15 protein-coding genes are annotated in these 16657 nt (G+C 42.2%); 2 read left to right on the forward strand and 13 right to left on the reverse strand.

Annotation, left to right across the window (positions count from 1 at the left end):
- Positions 1–22: 22 nt before the first annotated feature.
- Positions 23–1243, reverse strand: coding sequence for an MFS transporter (locus MSG95_RS06600; protein WP_324624721.1), 1221 nt, complete (start codon positions 1241–1243; stop codon positions 23–25).
- A gap of 105 nt (positions 1244–1348) precedes the next feature.
- Here MSG95_RS06600 and MSG95_RS06605 point away from each other — a divergent pair, with 105 nt between their 5' ends.
- A complete protein-coding gene (locus MSG95_RS06605) occupies positions 1349–2137 on the forward strand; it encodes an AraC family transcriptional regulator (RefSeq protein WP_077170099.1) in 789 nt (262 codons plus the stop codon).
- On the opposite strand, the gene MSG95_RS06610 is transcribed toward MSG95_RS06605, so the two are convergent.
- Positions 2104–3426 carry a glutaminase gene (locus MSG95_RS06610; RefSeq protein ID WP_100290611.1) on the reverse strand — a complete coding sequence of 441 codons (1323 nt, stop codon included), beginning with the start codon at positions 3424–3426 and terminating at the stop codon, positions 2104–2106. The genes MSG95_RS06605 and MSG95_RS06610 overlap by 34 nt on opposite strands.
- 178 nt (positions 3427–3604) lie before the next feature.
- Complete coding sequence (def, locus tag MSG95_RS06615; protein WP_100290610.1) at positions 3605–4087, reverse strand: peptide deformylase; 483 nt, start codon at positions 4085–4087, stop codon at positions 3605–3607.
- Between the two features lie 237 nt (positions 4088–4324).
- Between def and MSG95_RS06620 the strand changes: the two genes are divergently transcribed.
- Entirely contained in the window at positions 4325–5623 is a 1299-nt protein-coding gene (locus MSG95_RS06620; RefSeq protein ID WP_324624722.1) for an MFS transporter, read from the forward strand.
- A gap of 61 nt (positions 5624–5684) precedes the next feature.
- Here MSG95_RS06620 and MSG95_RS06625 read toward each other — a convergent pair whose 3' ends face one another.
- From MSG95_RS06625 to MSG95_RS06670, 10 genes are all read right to left on the reverse strand, one after another.
- Complete coding sequence (locus tag MSG95_RS06625) at positions 5685–6881, reverse strand: hypothetical protein (RefSeq protein WP_324644994.1); 1197 nt, start codon at positions 6879–6881, stop codon at positions 5685–5687.
- A gap of 155 nt (positions 6882–7036) precedes the next feature.
- Positions 7037–8677, reverse strand: coding sequence for a thiamine pyrophosphate-binding protein (locus MSG95_RS06630; RefSeq protein WP_324624724.1), 1641 nt, complete (start codon positions 8675–8677; stop codon positions 7037–7039).
- 40 nt (positions 8678–8717) lie between these two features.
- Entirely contained in the window at positions 8718–10184 is a 1467-nt protein-coding gene (locus tag MSG95_RS06635; RefSeq protein ID WP_324624725.1) for an aldehyde dehydrogenase, read from the reverse strand.
- 13 nt (positions 10185–10197) lie between these two features.
- Positions 10198–10989, reverse strand: a complete 792-nt coding sequence (locus tag MSG95_RS06640) for an aspartate dehydrogenase (RefSeq protein ID WP_191000569.1) — start codon at positions 10987–10989, stop codon at positions 10198–10200.
- Between the two features lie 15 nt (positions 10990–11004).
- On the reverse strand, positions 11005–11799 hold the full coding sequence (locus MSG95_RS06645; protein WP_324624726.1) for an SDR family oxidoreductase: 795 nt from the start codon (positions 11797–11799) through the stop codon (positions 11005–11007).
- Between the two features lie 15 nt (positions 11800–11814).
- The gene (locus MSG95_RS06650; RefSeq protein ID WP_324624727.1) at positions 11815–12639 is read right to left on the reverse strand and encodes an alpha/beta hydrolase; all 825 of its coding nucleotides are present in this window, start codon (positions 12637–12639) and stop codon (positions 11815–11817) included.
- A gap of 36 nt (positions 12640–12675) precedes the next feature.
- Positions 12676–13197, reverse strand: a complete 522-nt coding sequence (locus tag MSG95_RS06655) for a cupin domain-containing protein (protein ID WP_019456955.1) — start codon at positions 13195–13197, stop codon at positions 12676–12678.
- Positions 13198–13220: 23 nt separating this feature from the next.
- Complete coding sequence (locus tag MSG95_RS06660) at positions 13221–14444, reverse strand: MFS transporter (protein WP_019456954.1); 1224 nt, start codon at positions 14442–14444, stop codon at positions 13221–13223.
- A gap of 42 nt (positions 14445–14486) precedes the next feature.
- Positions 14487–15698, reverse strand: a complete 1212-nt coding sequence (locus MSG95_RS06665) for an NAD(P)/FAD-dependent oxidoreductase (protein ID WP_324624728.1) — start codon at positions 15696–15698, stop codon at positions 14487–14489.
- Positions 15699–15726: 28 nt separating this feature from the next.
- The gene (locus MSG95_RS06670) at positions 15727–16656 is read right to left on the reverse strand and encodes a VOC family protein (RefSeq protein WP_324644996.1); all 930 of its coding nucleotides are present in this window, start codon (positions 16654–16656) and stop codon (positions 15727–15729) included.
- Between the last annotated feature and the right edge of the window lies 1 nt (position 16657).

Consider the following 16657-nt stretch of genomic DNA (forward strand, 5'->3'; position numbering starts at 1 on the left):
ATATGACTGAGAGTCTTTTCATTTATTTAACTTTTGTGTTTGGTAAAAATGCGGTAGCAAACCCAAGTAATGGCAAGAATGAACATAAACCAAATACCCATTCAATGCCGTTAATATCTGCTAAATGCCCTAGCCCAGCTGCGGCAATACCACTTACCCCAAACATAAGACCAAACATTAAGCCTGCAATCATGCCGACACGTCCCGGAACAGCTTCTTGCGCATACACCACCATCGCTGCAAAGGCCGATGACAATACCAAACCTGCAATAATTGAGAAAACTGTTGTCCAGAATAAGTTTGCATACGGCATCATTAATGCGAACGGCGCCATACCAATAAATGAAACCCAGATCACCGCTTTACGGCCAATTTTGTCACCAATTGGACCACCTGCAAATGTACCTAAAGCAACAGCAGCCAAGAATGCAAACAAATGCAACTGAGCGGTCTGAATACTAATATGGAACTTTTGAATTAAGTAAAAGGTAAAGTAGTTACTAATGCTGGCAATGTAGGTAAATTTAGCAAACATCAACACACTAATTGTGCTCAAAGCAATAATGAGCTTACGGCCATGCAATTTACTCTGTGCTTGAGTAACACGTGCAACCACCTGACTTTTTGCATGACTTACCGTCCAACGACTTACACCAAATAAAACCCAAATTGCCAAAAGTGCAAATACCACTAAGCCCGCAACAGCATGCTGCCCAAACGGAATAATTAATAACGCTGCTAATAATGGGCCAATGGCAGTACCCGTGTTTCCGCCCACCTGAAAAGTCGATTGAGCCGTACCAAAGCGCCCACCCGATGCCATCCGCGCCACCCGTGAAGCTTCAGGATGAAATGTTGCAGACCCGACCCCAATTAGCGCCGACGCACATAACAACACAGCAAAACTAGGTGAAAATGCTAATAAGATAATGCCGCAGAATGTGACGACCATTCCGAGCGGAAGAAGATAGGGTTTTGGATGTTTATCGGTATAAAGTCCAATCCAAGGCTGGAGCAGTGAACCTGTAATTTGATATACAAACGAAATCAGGCCAACCTCCGCAAAACTCAGCGAAAAGTTTGCTTTTAGCATTGGATAAATAGCGGGTAGCACGGCTTGAATTAAATCATTCAGTAAATGTGCGACTGCCACAGCGCCTACAATTTTAATAATCATTCCTTGAGGCTGATCATTTGCAACGGTATTGGCAATACCATCTTTCAATTGTATTGAAGACGTCATACCTGAAAAACTCCAATATTCTAAGTAAGATGCTTATTGTAAATTGTCGCTTATAAAGTTATCTTCCAATAATCATTGTATAAGTGACAATTTTTAGGATAGTTTATGTCCGATTCTCTTATTCAGTCTGATTTGTCTGAACTTGTGATTGGGCTATCTTCTGAGCATGCTTACCGAGAAATCACGCCTACCCATACACATACACGTGCGCAGTTTCTGTATGCATCCACAGGCAACATTCAGGTGTTTACGCCTAATCATGTCTGGATTGTGCCGCCCATGTGTGCATTATGGATTCCTGCCCATGTAGAGCACAGCGTGATTTCACTGAGTCACGTAAAGTTAAATACGGCGTTGGTTGAAGTAAATGCAGCCGCTCTAATGGGTCAGCATTGCTTTATTATTCGGGTAAGCAATCTGTTGCATGAGCTTTTGATTCGTTTAAATGAAATTGAGCGAGAAGACACGCCAAATACAGCGACATCTCAAGAACTTTCCCGTTCTTTACAAATTTTGATTTTTGAAGAAATTCATCGTGCCAATTTGTTGCCTATTCAGATTCCGTGGCCGAAAGACAAACGGTTATTAAAAATTTGCCAAGAGTTATTACATACTCCTGACCATTCAAAAGATTTGACAGATTGGGCTGATGAAATTGGTACGAGTTCTAGAACTCTAATGCGCATGTTCCAAAAAGAAACAGGGCTGTCGTATCGGGCATGGTTGCAACAAATGCATATTGCACTTGCGTTAAGTAAAATTGCGAATGGTGAATCTATTGCTCAAATTTCAGAATCACTGGGGTATACAAACCCCAGCGCGTTCAGTGCGATGTTTAAGCGACACCTAGGAAAAACACCTCAGCAGTTTAGAAGTGCCGCGATGTCGCTATAAGTCTTTTTTTTAGTGCGGATCTCATGCTTTTCGAGCAAATCATCAAAATCGTGGTAGACATGAAGCTCACGATCTTTCGCTGTTCTGGCATGATCTAATCTTTGTTCAGGGTCGACTAGAACAAGCGTATGACCATCATCAATCAGACGATCTACCCCTTCTAAGAACATACGTTTACCCACATCATGAATCAGTGAAATCTGGGTTAAATCAATGACGATTGTGCTTTGGTCAGTTGTCTCGTCTTGTAAAATGCGCAACAACATTTCAGCTTCAGTAAATTTCAATACACCGCGAAGCACATATACACTTAATGAAGCATCTTTTCCTGTACGGTAATGGCTTTGTACAATCGTTTGTGCAGAAGGTGTACCTTCCATGAGATGTAATCCCATATCACGAGATAATCGCTCTAAAATATCGATACCTCGAATACTATGCCCATGCTCATCTAAACGAGGTGAAAAAGCAGCAATACTGACCTGACCCGGCAGCACACCTAAAATACCGCCTGCTACACCACTCTTAGCAGGAATACCTACAGTCGACAGCCAGTCACCTGCGGCATCATACATACCACAGCTCATCATGACACTGAGCACTTGTCTAACCACAGACCGGTTTAATAAGCGCTTTCCAGTTTTAGGGTCGACCCCACCATTGGCAAGTACACTGCCCATACGTACCAAGTCTTTAACTGTAACCATGATCGCACATTGGCGAATATAGCCATTCACGATATCTACAGGGTCAGTTTCCAAAATCCCAACAGTTCGCAACATATAACCGATCGAAAGATTACGGTAGGCAGTTTTAACTTCCGAATCATAAACAGACTCATCAAAACTTAATTCACGCCCTGCAAGCTCACTCATAAAACGGCGTAGAATTTCTGCACTATGTAAACCATGCTTGACCTGAATCAAAGAATGTACAGTAATTGCGCCAGAGTTAATCATCGGGTTTTTCGGACGTCCGTCTTTACCTAATGAAATTTCATTGAAGGCTTCACCCGAAGGCTCTACCCCTACTTTAGTAAGTACTGCATCAATGCCAAGCTGTTGTAAAACATAAGCATATACAAAAGGTTTAGAAATCGACTGTATAGTGAATTCGACATCATCATCACCAACCGAATAAATTTCGCCATCTACCGTAGACATTGCTAAAGCTAATCGATCTGGGTTTGCATTTGCCAACTCAGGAATATAATCGGCGAGATGACCACTGTTGTCGATGTCACAGGCTTCTATAACATTTGCCAAATATTCTGGGAGAGGGGTTTTCATGGTCAGTAACCTTAAATGAGGAGATTCACAACATCGCGCAAAATTTCAGCACAACCTGCTGATAATATTAAAATTATATCTTTTGTAATGATTTAAATATCACGCTATAAGTATTGTAATTGCTATGTCTTATTCATTTCAAGCTCATTATAGATTTTTCAAAACTTTAAACTGAAGATTAGCTTATTCTTTCTACAAATAAGATTCCATTTAAATGATCGACTTCATGTTGAACAATGCGAGCTGGAAAACCATGAAAAATTGTTTCAACAGCCTCCCCCTTAAGCGTTAAGTATTTGACCTTGACCATTTCTGCACGTTCAACTTGTCCACGCTCATCAGGCACACTTAAACAACCTTCTTCACCCAAAAGTGTTTCATTCGAAAATTCTAAAATTTCAGGATTTACCATCACCACAGCATCCATTTCAGGCGCATCTGGATAGCGTGGATTTGGTCGCGATGCCACAATAATGACGCGTTTAGAGATATAAACTTGCGGTGCAGCAATCCCTACCCCATTACGCTCAAGCATGGTTGCTTGCATAGCAGCGGCAAGCTGATAAAGCCAATCACTGTTTAACTCATTTGCCGAGACTGGAGCAGCAATCAGTTTCAAAATATCTTCACCACGCTTTGCGACTGGTAAAACTACACTCATCGTTTGAATCTCATTAAACTTAATATGACGAGTTTTATTGTGTAGCTGAACAGCTCAAAAGAAAAGTCATTCCTACATCTGTTTTTGTTTCATCTAATGAGTTTTTTGTTTTAAAGCTTTTTTGCTTTTCTTAGGTAGACCAATTTACCATCACCTATAGAACAAATTTCCTCCATTTACTTTTACTTCACTTTTCCATTAATATCCAAACTTCAATTACAACAATTAAGTAAAAAAATGGATCAGGACTTAACTTTGCAGGATGCGAACTATCTTAATAAAGAAGATAAACGAACCCTTGCCCTTTCTTCATTGGGTGGCGCTTTAGAGTTTTATGATTTTGTGATTTATGTGTTTTACGCCAAAATCATTTCCGACCTATTTTTCCCCAGCACACTCAGCCCATTTTGGGCCATGCTGAACACTTACGGTATTTTTGCAGCAGGTTACTTTTTTAGGCCTTTGGGTGGGGTGGTTATGGCCCACTTTGGTGACTTGGTCGGACGCAAAAAACTATTTTCACTTTCTATTTTACTTATGGCGCTGCCTACCCTGTTTATCGGGATATTGCCCACCTTTGAAAATATTGGGTATTTGGCCCCCCTACTTTTATTACTTATGCGAGTGGTACAAGGGATTGCAATTGGAGGTGAAATTCCAGCCGCATGGACCTTTGTGTCAGAACATGTTCCAGAAAGAAAAATTGGGCTGGCAAATGGTTTACTCACTGCCGGACTGTCTCTAGGAATTTTACTAGGCGCGCTGATGTCTTTATGGATTTCATTGAATTTTAGTGAAGGACAAATCCATGACTGGGCATGGCGTATTCCTTTCATTGCAGGTGGTATTTTTGGTCTAGTTGCACTTTATTTACGGACTTATTTAAAAGAAACGCCTGTGTTTAAAGCCATGCAGGCTCGTAAAGAAATTTCAAAAGAAATGCCTATAAAACAAGTCTTAAAAACGCATAAAACAGCCGTTGCAATTGGCATGTTATTTACATGGTTTTTAACGGGCTGTGTGGTGGTAGTGATTTTAGCCATGCCAAATTTGTTGATTGGCTCATTTGGTTTTGAGCGCGCACAGACTTTTGAAATGCAAAGTGCAGCCATTGTCATGCAAATGGTTGGCTGTATTTTGGCAGGCTATTTTGCTGACCGTTTTGGCTGTGGCAAAGTGATGATGGTCGGTGCGCTTGCCGTGGCACTCACAGCAGCAGTTTTTTATAACAGTTTAGGACATGCCGCACATTCAACCATTTTTGGTTTATATATGTTGTTGGGCCTATGCTCAGGTACGGTTGGCATGGTGTCGAGCAGTATGGTTAAGATGTTCCCCGCGCCTGTTCGCTTCTCTGGCATTTCATTTTCTTATAATTTGTCTTATGCCATTGTTGGCGGTATGACACTGCCTCTCGTTCATTGGCTCAGTCAATATAGTGATATTGGTGCGATGTATTATATTTTCGCGCTGACCATTTTGGCCTTTGTGACTGCCTTTGTGTTTTGGAATAAGTTTGAAAAAAACAGATATTAAACGCTTTAAATTATTAAATAAAAAACCACGCCGATTGCGTGGTTTTTTATTGCTATTCACTTTAGAAAGTAAAGCCGATATTAAAGTTAATGCGGTATAGCCATTTATCACTGTTTAGCGAAGTGGCAGAGGTATAACCCGTTGAGTTTGTAGAGCCACCAATAATGTTGGAGTTTTTACCCCATGTATAATCTGCCCAGACCATAAATGGTGAAGCAATAAACATCATCCCTGTGGTGTTCATTTGAGAAGCTGCCCAATCATCGCGTTTTTTATCAAGGTAACTATAGTCATTATAAAACTTAATGGATTTTAGCTTACCCATATTGGTGACAGGCAACGTATAGGCAAGGTTTAAACTGGCGATCGTCCCTTCCGAAGCAATGAAATAGGCTGGTGTAAGCCCGTTCGCGCCCATTAAAGTCATATCATTATTTACACCATCTGGATTTTTCGCATCGTATTGATAATGAATAACAGAACTTTGTAAATTAAAGCGATTGTAGTTGTTTTCAGTATGCAAACCGACTGCATAATATTTACCGTCTTTATCGGTCACTTTGTTATGCAACTGTGCTATTGCACCCGATACGCCAAACTCTTGCTTACCAAAATCAGTTTCTAACTTGCGCACAATACGGGTATTCACCTGATTGCGCTTTTCATTTTGATAGGCTTTTTGAGGTGGAAATGCGTTTCCAGCTAAGTCATCATAAGTTGCACTTTCAGGTGAATAGCGCAAATTGGTCTCAAGCATTTGCGGGTAATAGCCGAGTTTTACATCCCAATCTTTGTCATGATAATTCCAGTTAAGTCCCGGCGCAATATTGTTGCCATATCCTAAAAAGAATGGAATGTGATAGGTCCAACCATTTTGCGGATAGGGATAAATCGTAAATGGTTTATAAACCAGACCTGCTTCAATGCTGTTATTGGCATTTAAGTTGTAACCCACATAGGCTTTTTCAATAGACGTTTTCTGTTGATCTTGAAACAGATAGCTGGCATTGATGTAGGCATCATCAAACTTACCTTTCAGATCAACCCTGAACACGTCGAAATAAAGCTTACCAAAACCACGGTTTGGTCCTTCCCAATCTTCATAACGTTGATTTAACCGAACCACCCCACCTAACTTTAATGACTCAGTTCCATCATCACTTTTCCACTCAAGTAATGAATCTTTTGCAAAAGCATTGACGCTTACCCCCAGCGTAAACGGTGCAATGAATGCCATGATCAATGAAGTCTTTTTCATCTCTACATCCTTTATTGAGTTCCAGCGTCCTGCTGGAACTTTATTTGTTTTACCTGTAAAACTTCGTTTTTATTGTTTTTTAGACAAAAAAATTTATCTAAAAAAAGGATGGCTTAGCAGCTCCCATCGCATATGTACTAAACCATCCAAACTGGTTAATACAGTTTCTTTTGCGGTGGACCCGCGAAGTTTAATGGTCCAATCGAGTTCATATCGAGCTCAATCACAGTTGGTCCTTCAAAAGCGACAGCCTCTTGAATAACCGTTTTAAACTCATCTGCACTACCGACTTTCCAGCTTTTCACACCCATTGATTCGCCAAGGAGTTTGTAGTCAGGTGTATGCAGTTCATTGAAATACTGGCGGCCACCGAAGTAATTATTTTGAATGCCACGCATTACGCCATAACCACCGTCATTCATAATCATTAAGACCATATTGGTGTTTTCTTGCACCATGGTTGCAATTTCACCAATGCCAAGCATTAAGCCGCCATCGCCGACTAAACCAATTACTTTTTTGTCAGGGTTAGCAATTGAAGCGCCGATTGCTGTTGCAAGGCCTAACCCAATTGCACCCGCAAGTGAGTGGATGTTTTGGTTTGGTGCTTGTACAGGAAATAAACGACTCCCCCATGTACTACCCGACATGGTGATGTCTCGTACAAAAATGCCGTCTTGAGGTAAAGCTGCACGTAAGTGATCACAAATTAAAGCATATTGGTCGATTTGTTTACGCAGTGCATCAATTGCAGCCTGCTTAGCAGCTACTACAGCAGCATCGTAATCGGCATCAACTTTTGAGCTTCCTTTAAGCTGTTCTAATACACGTGTTAAGACATCTTTGGCATCGCCACAAATGAAGTTGCGGATTTTGTAATTACGTTGCTGAGCCACTGGGTTGGCATCTACCTGAATAATATTTTCAGGGAACTCAACCGAATAAGTTTTTGTTTCATTACTACGTAAACGAGAACCCACCACAACCATTAAGTCAGCACCTTTTAATAACTGCTCAACACCTGCCGAGTTATGGAAAGCACCTAAACTACGTGGATGATCATCTGCCAACACCCCACGAGCATGAGTCGATGAAACAACCGGAATACCTAAATCTGCAATTGCTTTCACTTCTGCAATGCTATTTAAAGTTCCACCGCCAATCCAGAAAATTGGACGTTTTGCTTTTTTGATTTCACTGACAAGAAGATCAATTTCTGCTTGCTCTGCCTGTGGTAACTCAAGCGCTTTGACTGGCCCAAGATTAAGTGGCAAATCAATTTCTGCTGCTTGTACATCAATTGGTAGCTCAACACTTACTGGTCCCATTGGAACTGTAGTTGCTACACGGATGGCTTCACGAATCACGCCAACAGCATTGTCTGGGCTGGTAATACGGAACGCTGCTTTGCTTGATGCACGCAAGAATGTAAGTTGGTCTTTGGTTTCATGGATGAAACTTGCATCACGGTCAAGATATTCACGCTCAACTTGACCCGTTAAATGCAATACAGGACTACCTGCATTCATTGCCTCAATCAGTGAACCTACCGCATTACCTGCACCAGCACCCGTACTGGTTAACGCTACACCTAGGCCTTTAAACCGTGAGTGTGCATCTGCCATGGTGACTGCACCCGCTTCACCACGGGCTGCGACAAAGCGCATTTTTTCACGGCGCCCAACTGCATCGGCAATAGGTAAATTGTGGATGGAAATAACACCATAAATACTATCAACTTGGTGCGCTTCTAAAACTCTTGCGATTGCTTCGCCTACATTTACACGTTCAGTCATGTCTTTTCCTCAAAATTTGTTTTTTCAGTCCTTGAATTTATTAATCGCACCAAGGGTTAGGCTGTTCATTTAGCCCCATATAAATACTCTTTTGTTGCATGTACGATAAAATGCCCAAACGGCCTTTTTCGCGTCCGATTCCACTGTCTTTAAAGCCACCAAACGGCGCACTAATCGAGAATTTTTTGTAGGTATTAATCCATACCGTTCCCACTTCTAAGGCACGTGCAATGCACCAAGCTTTGCGATAGCTTTCAGTCCAGATGCCTGCTGCAAGACCAAAACAACTGTCATTGGCTTGGGCAATTAAATCTTGTTCGTTGTCATATTTCATAACGACTAAAACAGGGCCAAAAATTTCTTCCTGACAGGTTTGAGCACTGTTATTTAAGCCCGTGATAATGGTCGGTAAGTAATAACTTCCTTTGGCATAGTCACCAGTGGTAAGCGCTTCACCACCAATCAGAACCTGACCACCCTCACTTTTAGCAAGCTGCACATAGCGGTCGACGGATTGCAAATGTTTGTCATTGACCAATGGCCCTAAATGCACACCCGCCTGTTCTGGATGGCCGACACGTAAGCCTTTGGTAATTTCAACCAAACGCGTTAAAAACTGATCGTAAAGGCTGCTATGAATAAACAAGCGAGAACCTGCGATACACGCTTGGCCTGCCGAGCTAAAAATACCGTAAGCCACACCTTTAGCAGCCAGTTCGACATCTGCATCTGGCAAAACGATGGTTGGTGACTTTCCTCCTAACTCAAGCGAAGTGGTAATCAGTTTATCTGCGGCAATATGTGCCAAATGACGACCCGTGGTTGTTCCACCCGTAAAAGAGATTTTACGAACCAATGGATGTTGAGCAATTGCATCACCAATCACAGAACCGCGGCCAACTAACACACTGAGTAAGCCTTTTGGTAAACCTGCTTCTTCAAAAATTTTGGCAAGCTCTAAAGCGATCAGTGAAGTTGCTTCTGCTGGTTTTAACACCACGGCATTTCCTGCTGCCAAAGCTGGAGCAAGCTTTTGAACTTCACTCGCAATTGGAGAGTTCCAAGGGGTAATTGCTGCCACAACGCCTACAGGTTCATGCACACTCATAGTCATAAAGTCTGGAGCACGCTGAGTGGTGAGTTCATCGTTTAGCGTTTCACAAGCCGCCGCAATATAACGCGCAGTCGCCGCAGCGCTCATCACCAAGCCACGAGTTTCGGTTAAAGGCTTCCCATTATCTCGGGTTTGCAGTTTCGATAATTCATCTACACGCGCCTCAATAATGTCTGCAACTTTATAGAGAATACGTGCACGCTCATGCGGCAAACTGTTTCTCCAGCTCGGTTGACGCCAAGCCTGATCTGCTTTTTCAATTGCTTCATTTACATCTTCAAGCGTTGCTGTTGAAAGCTCAGCGTTAACCGACTGATCTGCCGGAAACAGGCTTTGAATGACTGCACCACGGCCTAAACGCCATTCACCTGCAATATAAATTTCCTTTGCCATGATCAAATCCTTCTTAAATCTGTATTGCTTCTACACTGTTGCGACAAGCACGAATCACGCTAAGCGCAGCCAAAGTTGATGTTTTCGGGTTACTTGGCAACGGCACGCCCACCAGTTCAATGGTCATTTGCCCAAAGCCACCTTCTGCCACAATGGTGTGTTTGTTTTTGTTGATGGTTGGATCAACAGTTAACTCAACCATGGTTTCATCCATTCCAAGCCCTGCAAGTGCAATGGTTGCTGCAACGTTGGCATTGGCTGGAAATTTTGTCGCAGCTTCACGGGCAGTTCCTGTAAAAAAGACTGTAGCTTCAGCCACATGGTCTAAATCGACCAATTGCTCTGCATAACTGCCCTTCCAGCTTTTTGGACTTTTACAGCCTTTGTAAGTGACCTTTTGCAAACCACCTTCTTTGGCCGCAGAAATACCGTCAATACCTGCGATAGCCCCTGCCAGTAAATGCAGATGGGCATCATTTTTTTCGGCAGTTTGTTTAAGCTGAATCAGAAACTCGTTATCAGCCAAAGTACCCACCGAAATCAGACCAATGGTCCAGCCTTTCGCTAAAACTTTTTGAGCATGCTCTTTCACTGCTGCTTGACCTGCCACCTCAATGACATAGTCTGGCGTACCATCACATTGCTCAATATCTGAAATCACCTGAATCTCGGAAGAGACTTGTGACTGCACTTTTTCAATACTGCGAGATGGCACTACAATCCATTTGAGTTGCAGATCTTGAGGCAAGTGGGCATACACTTCTGCTGCCATTGCGCCAAAACCAATCATCATCAACTTTTTCATGACAGCACCTGATATTTATAAATGTTTGTTAAAACCACCTGAGACATCTATGGCCGAACCTGTGGTGTAAGATGCCAATGGTGATGCCAAGAAAACTAAAGCACGTGCAGGTTCTTCTGGACGACCTAAACGTTGCATTGGGATACCGCGATTTTTTGCGATATTGCCTGTCCACTCTTCCCATGACAGATTTAAATCTGAACGGGTTTCATAACGGCGTTTCCACTGCGCAGATTCAACCATTCCGAGTAAAATCGAGTTCACACGAACGCCATATTGAGTAAATTCATGCGCCAACGAATGGGTTAAATTCAACAGTGCAGCGCGTGCAGATGAAGTCGCAATCATGTGTGGTTCTGGTTGCAATGCCAGTAATGAGTTCACATTGGTAATTGAGGCATTTGCCGACTTTTTTAAGTCGTCAAGAAAAGCCCGTACCGGATGTAAAACACTGAAATATTTCAGCTCGATTTCTTTCATCCAGTCTTCATCTTGTGTGTTTTCAAAACTTGAAACACGGCCTTGCCCAGCATTGTTAATGAGCATGTCTACATTGCCCAAATTGAGTTTGACGTCTTTAGCAAATTGCTGAACTTCTTCTTTTTTCAACACATTACATGCTTTGGTAAAAATGTTGGCATGCGGATATTTTTCTAAAATATAGTGCTTAGAAGCATTTAAACGTTCTTCATCGCGACCACACCAAGCAACTTTTGCACCCTCTGCAACCAGTATTTCAACAGCAGCCAGCCCAATCCCAGATGAGCCACCGGTAACAACTGCAACTTTTCCTTCAACTTGGAAGCTCATAATCCTTAATCTCTCTTACGATTGTTCCTGAATCGTCAACATAATTTGGTTAAATGCTTGCGGTTGATCGACATAACTTAAATGCCCTGCATCTTCTATGATGAAGCGCTGTTCCAACTGCAATTCCTGAGCAAGCTCTTGTATACCTAACGCAGGAGTGATTTGATCTTGCTGCCCTGCAATCACTGTGCATGGGACTTTTAAATGGGTTAAGTAATTACGTATTTCGTCATATGCGAGTAAGTACGATGCATGGGTGAAACCCTGTTGGGTCAACTGCTGCATCACCTCTGAAACTAAGGCTAAAGCTTGTGGCTCTTGTTTATAAATCAAATGAGGTCCACGGCTTTCGGCCATGCCTTTGGCGCCTAGTTCTTTCAACATTTTTGGTCTTTTTTCAAAAACCTGAATTTGTGTTTCTTCATCGTGGCGTTGGTAGCCTTGAGCCAAGTTAGCAACAACTAAGTGCTTCACTCGCTCTGGGTAAAGTGCAGCAAATGCACTCGCCTGTAAGGCACCTAATGAGTGTCCTACCACAATTGCTTTTTCAATTTTTAAAGTATTGAATAACGCTGCCAAACGCTTTGCGTAATCGGTAGCATTGGGTTGATCAGTTAAAAGTTCATCTGATTTGCCATAGCCCGGTGCGTCCCAGGCGATGACATGAAAATGATGAGACAACACTTCAAGTTGGTTTACCCATGAAGCAGAACCTGAACTAATGCCATGCAACAGCACAAGGTACTCACCCTGACCGGCTTCCCGATAAGCTTGTTGCTGGCCTTGAATAGTGATGGTTTTCACCGGAAATTCTGCTAACTTTTCAATGAGTGTCATCATTTTCAATTCTTTCCTTTCATTCACTTCATCAAACAATTAACGTTTGATTTGAGACAATGGATGCTCTGGTGGATAGTTCGGAATGGTTGGTTTACCTGTTCCCAACATCACACACATCAAGGCATCTTCTTGACCTGGGTTAAATAGACCACGGTAGATTCCCGGTGGAATTGAAATCAGGTCACGCTCTTTTAAACGGGTCTCAAATTTTTCGCCGTTGTGCTCAATGAACAAATCAATTTCGCCGCGAAGCATAAAGAACACTTCTTCAACGTCGTGGTGAATGTGCAAAGGACCTTCACACTGCGCAGGCAAAACCATTGTGGAAAATGTGAAGTTTTCTGCTGGAACGGTGTTACCGTCATTTGCAACACCTGTTGCACCCGTACCCATGTAACGCATTTGTGCACGGCGATACTTCGGGTCGTAATCTGCTTGGAACTTCAAAGCATCGAAGTCGTATTTGCGTGTCTCAAAGCGAGCAATACGTGTATTTAACCAATCTTCTAAAGAAGCACCCTCTGGTTGTGCCCACGATTCGAATTGTTGTGTAGTCATTTTTTAAACTCCTATACAGTGAATTAATAACGTTTTAAAAGAGGAACCAAGAACAACGACCCAATGACAGCGACAGCAGCCAAGAAGCTAATTCCTAAATTAAAACTATGTGTTTGCATCACGATGTAACCGATAAGAACAGGCGCAATTGCACTTGCAAAATTACCTAAACCGTTAAATATTCCACCCGCAGTCGCCCCTACATTTGAGGTGGTTACTCGGGCAAGCAAAGCAAATACAGCTGCTACTCCAAAACCCCACGCCATCGCACTTAAAGACATGGCAGCAATAATCAATAATGGTTGAGTCATAATGACCATCACATACATGAAGATGCCCGCGAGTAATAAACCGCTAAAGACTTGAATTGCTCGGCGGCCTAATTTGTCAGATAAAAACGCACCGATGATTTCGCCAATTAACATGGCAATGAATGGAAAGCTTGAATACATCCCAAACTCTTTGAGATTGAATCCTTTGTCTTGCATAAGATAAGAAGGAACCCAGCTGTTTAAGCCCCACAAATAAGTCATTAATGCAATGTTAAAGAGGCAAACCAGCCAGAACGCGCTGTTGCTGAGCAACAATTTAGTATTGGCAATGTGGCCTTTGAAATTGGTACGTTTACTCTCGCCCTCAATTTCGACAGTTTTCTTGAGCTGTAAGTTACGCAAACCAAAAACAATACTGAAAATGGCAATTAGGGTTAGCGCAGCCATCACAAAAAAAGTGGTGTGCCAGTCGTGGTGAGCTAAAACATTTGCCGTGATTGGGAATCCAAGGAATGCACCTATCGGAGTTCCAAGCAAAAACATAGTAGAAGCACGTGCTTGCTGACGGTCTGTATAAGTCTGCTTAACAATGGTATACGCCAAGGCAAATAACGGACCTTCTGCCAAACCAAGCAGTACACGTAAAATCAACATGCCTGAATAACTGGTGGTGAAGCCCATGCAAAACATGAGTAAACCCCAAGAGGTCACGCTCCAGAACAGCATTTTCTTTGGATTAAAAATGTCACCCAAGAAGCTTAGAAAGACCGATGAAAAGCCATAAGCAAGCAAGAAACTTGTCATGAGCCATCCAAGCTTGGCCTTATCTTCAGCAATTCCCATTGCAGTTTGAAAATGAGGATCTGAAAATAAAACCGCAATACTAATCTTGTCGAAAAATGCCAGTACCACACACACCATAAGGACAAAAGCAGGCACCCAATGCTTCAATCCACTTTTTTCTTCATTACTCATGCGTCATTCCTTCGATTTGGTAATGAGAACCAGATTTAATGCTTACGGTTTTAACTTCATGACATTAAATTCGGCATCTACTAATAGTTTTGGATCTAAAATGGTGTTGGCTTGCATCCAACGTTTTGCCAGTTTGATCAGCTTCGAATCATTAATGGCAATCATGTTGAGCAAACGATTTTCATGGTCGAGATATAAATAACTCACCTGATCCTCACCACCTTGGCGAATCACTACTTCTTTGGTTCTATCTGGTTGATACGTACCTAAAATCTGAATATTGAAGTGGTACTGATCAGACCAGAGCCATGGAATATCGGTATATTCAGTATCAATTCCGAGCATTGATTTTGCTGCTGCAATCGCTTGATTTTGTGCATTTGCCCAAGACTGAATGCAATAACCCAAGCTCGGATGAATTGCGACATCACCTGCGGCATAAATGTTTTGATCTGAGGTTTGCCCAAAACAATTCACCACAATGCCATCTTTCACATCGAGACCAGCGTGCACACCTAACTCTTTGGCAATTTCAGCACCAGCACCTACCACAACACAGTCAAATAACTGGCTATGTTGAGGATGATTTACCACTTCAACTTTGCGATCTGGTGCTTCAACCAAATGAAGGCTTTTGCTGTCTAAATGAATTTTTGTGCCTTGTGTTTCATGCATATTTTTTAAAAATGCAGAAACTTCCGGACTCACACTTCTTGCACATAAACGGTCGCCATATTCAAAAACATGTACCTCTTTACCTTGCTTACGTGCAGTTGCAGCAATTTCTAAACCAATCCAGCCGCCGCCAATCACAGCGACATTCTTTGCATTCTTTAAAATTTCAGCCAAACGTTCACAGTCATAGACATTACGTAAGGTCACAACATTTGGAATGAACTGCCATGTATTGACTGGTATACGTGCACGGCTTCCGGTTGCAATCAGCAATTTGTCATACGGTAAAACTTGGCCACTTTCTAAATGAACCTGTTTTTGCTCACGATCGACTTTTGTCGCAATTTCTGGTTTATGCCATTGAACGTTGAACTCTTGAACCTGTTCAGGTGAGAACAGATTCAAACTTTCATAAGTAGCTTCTTTTGAAAGGACTTGCTTAGACAGTGGTGGACGCTCGTAAAACACTTGGTCTTCATTTGAAACGACGTGAATTTCGCCCACATAACCGTTTTGGCGTAAGGTACTTACTGCCCAACCCGCTGCCTGTCCAGCACCTACAATTACGATCTTTTCCATAGCCATCTTCCTTGTTCAGCCATACCTGTTAAACAGGCTTCACCTGACGGCGGGTTGTGTCATCAAGACCACCTTCAATCGCCCATTCGGTGAAAAGCTCTAGACGATGCTCTTCTACACGTGGCTGCCATTCTTCTGTCAAATAATCATCGTTGGTGTAATATTCAAATGCACCACCCAATGGTGAGTTGACGTACCAGAAATAAGCAGAAGAAATTGGGTGACGTCCCGGTCCAATAAAGGTTGACCATTCCGAACGATTCATATTTAAACCGCCCCCAATCACCTCATGGATATCACGTACTACAAACGCAACGTGATTTAAGCCAGCAGGTTTATTTGGAACACTCAGCAAGAATAAATCATGGTGATAACCTTCACCGCGGCAACGTAAGAATGCACCACGATTTTTATAGGCATCCGATAAATGAAAGCCAACTTTTTCAATATAGAAATTTTCAGTCGTTGCCAAATCTGGTGTGAAGAACACTACATGCCCAATCGCAACAGGCTGACCTTTTTCATAGACAGGACTTGCTGCATTAACACGTTGAATGTTGCCGTATTGGTTAATACCTTCCGTTTTAAGTTCAGGTACTTCTTTAACAAAACTTTGTTCAAAACGAATCGTCATGCCATTTGGGTCAAGACACTGAACTGTACTTTCAGAACGTTTAAAACCTTCTACATCGGCCAAACGTGCTGCTAAGTCTTCGAGGTCTTGTGTGCTTTCAACACCCCACGTGACTTCACGTAAAGTTGAGCCTTGTTCAATCGCTGGTGGCAAACGGTCATCATCACAATTAAATAGATAAATCTTGCTGCCATTTTGAGTTTGGTATAAATCTGTGCCTTCAATATCCGAAGTACTTTTGCTTAAACCAAAATCTGCCAAAAACTTGTTTGAAGCGGCTCTATCTTCAACTCCAAACTTTAAAATCTCGATCCCTGTAATCATT

The sequence above is a fragment of the Acinetobacter sp. IK23 genome, from assembly GCF_035615275.1.
Classification (GTDB): Bacteria; Pseudomonadota; Gammaproteobacteria; order Pseudomonadales; family Moraxellaceae; genus Acinetobacter; species Acinetobacter seifertii.

Excerpts from the sequence above, each read along its gene's own strand:
- MSG95_RS06600 (WP_324624721.1), bottom strand. The coding sequence starts at position 1,243 with ATGACGTCTTCAATACAATTGAAAGATGGTATTGCCAATACCGTTGCA.
- MSG95_RS06605 (WP_077170099.1), top strand. The coding sequence starts at position 1,349 with ATGTCCGATTCTCTTATTCAGTCTGATTTGTCTGAACTTGTGATTGGG.
- MSG95_RS06610 (WP_100290611.1), bottom strand. The coding sequence starts at position 3,426 with ATGAAAACCCCTCTCCCAGAATATTTGGCAAATGTTATAGAAGCCTGT.
- def (WP_100290610.1), bottom strand. The coding sequence starts at position 4,087 with ATGAGTGTAGTTTTACCAGTCGCAAAGCGTGGTGAAGATATTTTGAAA.
- MSG95_RS06620 (WP_324624722.1), top strand. The coding sequence starts at position 4,325 with ATGGATCAGGACTTAACTTTGCAGGATGCGAACTATCTTAATAAAGAA.
- MSG95_RS06625 (WP_324644994.1), bottom strand. The coding sequence starts at position 6,881 with ATGAAAAAGACTTCATTGATCATGGCATTCATTGCACCGTTTACGCTG.
- MSG95_RS06630 (WP_324624724.1), bottom strand. The coding sequence starts at position 8,677 with ATGACTGAACGTGTAAATGTAGGCGAAGCAATCGCAAGAGTTTTAGAA.
- MSG95_RS06635 (WP_324624725.1), bottom strand. The coding sequence starts at position 10,184 with ATGGCAAAGGAAATTTATATTGCAGGTGAATGGCGTTTAGGCCGTGGT.
- MSG95_RS06640 (WP_191000569.1), bottom strand. The coding sequence starts at position 10,989 with ATGAAAAAGTTGATGATGATTGGTTTTGGCGCAATGGCAGCAGAAGTG.
- MSG95_RS06645 (WP_324624726.1), bottom strand. The coding sequence starts at position 11,799 with ATGAGCTTCCAAGTTGAAGGAAAAGTTGCAGTTGTTACCGGTGGCTCA.
- MSG95_RS06650 (WP_324624727.1), bottom strand. The coding sequence starts at position 12,639 with ATGATGACACTCATTGAAAAGTTAGCAGAATTTCCGGTGAAAACCATC.
- MSG95_RS06655 (WP_019456955.1), bottom strand. The coding sequence starts at position 13,197 with ATGACTACACAACAATTCGAATCGTGGGCACAACCAGAGGGTGCTTCT.
- MSG95_RS06660 (WP_019456954.1), bottom strand. The coding sequence starts at position 14,444 with ATGAGTAATGAAGAAAAAAGTGGATTGAAGCATTGGGTGCCTGCTTTT.
- MSG95_RS06665 (WP_324624728.1), bottom strand. The coding sequence starts at position 15,698 with ATGGAAAAGATCGTAATTGTAGGTGCTGGACAGGCAGCGGGTTGGGCA.
- MSG95_RS06670 (WP_324644996.1), bottom strand. The coding sequence starts at position 16,656 with ATGATTACAGGGATCGAGATTTTAAAGTTTGGAGTTGAAGATAGAGCC.